This is a genomic window from Isoptericola sp. NPDC055063 (assembly GCF_053608125.1).
The window spans coordinates 103,993-105,010 of record NZ_JBSGUW010000017.1; the positions used below are offsets into that span (position 1 = coordinate 103,993).

The 1,018-nt window shown below is 77.4% G+C and carries 2 protein-coding genes and 1 pseudogene; 2 read left to right on the plus strand and 1 reads right to left on the minus strand.

The window, feature by feature from the left end:
• Positions 1 to 339, plus strand: a pseudogene (locus tag ACWF41_RS19225) (hypothetical protein); the annotation flags it as partial.
• Between the two features lie 44 nt (positions 340 to 383).
• On the opposite strand, the gene ACWF41_RS19230 reads toward ACWF41_RS19225, so the two are convergent.
• Positions 384 to 608: a DUF3107 domain-containing protein gene (locus ACWF41_RS19230; protein ID WP_380322867.1), complete on the minus strand. Its 225-nt coding sequence runs from the start codon at positions 606 to 608 to the stop codon at positions 384 to 386.
• A 204-nt stretch (positions 609 to 812) separates the two neighbouring features.
• Between ACWF41_RS19230 and ACWF41_RS19235 the strand changes: the two genes are divergently transcribed.
• Positions 813 to 1,018: hypothetical protein (locus ACWF41_RS19235; RefSeq protein WP_452183071.1), on the plus strand; the 206-nt coding region annotated here is incomplete at its 3' end.

Here is a 1,018-nt window from a genome sequence, read left to right on the forward strand (position 1 = left end):
TCGCTTGACCCTGGCTGGGGGCTGCTGGGTGGGCCTTCCGCTTTCGAGGGGTCGGGCGCCACCCCCCCCCCAAACAACCCCCCCACCGGCGTGCTCGCCGAGGCGGCGTCGTCGGACGGCGTGCTGGCGGCGCGCCTCGCGCTGTGGGGCCGGCGCGTGGTCGGCGAGGCGCTCGGCCTCGTGCCCGTGCTGCTGGCGGCGCACCCGCAGCTGGCCGCGCTCGCGGCCGACGCGCGGGAGGCGGCGTCCGACGGCGGCGCGTCGCCGCAGGCGTGGTTGGTCTCCCGGCTCACCGCGGAGCACACCCGACGCATGGACCGGATGGGCCTCGCGGCCTGACCGGCTGCGCCGGGGCGGGGACCCGTGGGACCCCGCCCCAGGTGTCAGAGGGCGCCGAAGCCGACCTTGCGCTGCTCCTCGGCGCCGAGCTCCACGTACCCGATGGTCGCGGTGGGCACCAGGATGGTGCGGCCGCGCGAGTCGGTGAGCTCGAGGACGCCGCCGTCGGCGATCGCCGAGCGCACGGCGGCGGTCACGTCCTCCGCTGTCCCGTCGGTCTCGACGACCAGCTCGCGGGCCAGGTTCTGCACACCGATCGTGATCTCCACGTTGTCTCCTTCGCGAGCCGCGCCGGGTCGTGCCGTCGCGTCTGTCGGCCGTCAGTCGTGCCCGGTCACCCGGACGTCCGGATCGATCCTAGTCACGGCGGGGCCAGGAGAAGGCCCCGCCGGGCCCTTGTCAGCGGAGGGTGAAACCGGCGCTCCCGACGGGCGCGCCCCGGGGTGTCGGTGGGGCGTGGTCGAATCGGTGCCGTGACGTCAGCGCCTCTCCTCGCCCCGCGGCTCGTGCCGCCGGCGCCCGCCGGCGTCCCCGAGGCCGGCGTCGTGCTGGACGCCACGCAGGAGGCCGCCGTCGCGGCCGCCCTCGAGAACCCCGTGACCCTCGTGGTCGGCGCGCCCGGCACGGGCCGCACCACCGTGGCGACCGCGGTCGCGGTGCGGGCGCTCGGGGCCGGCGG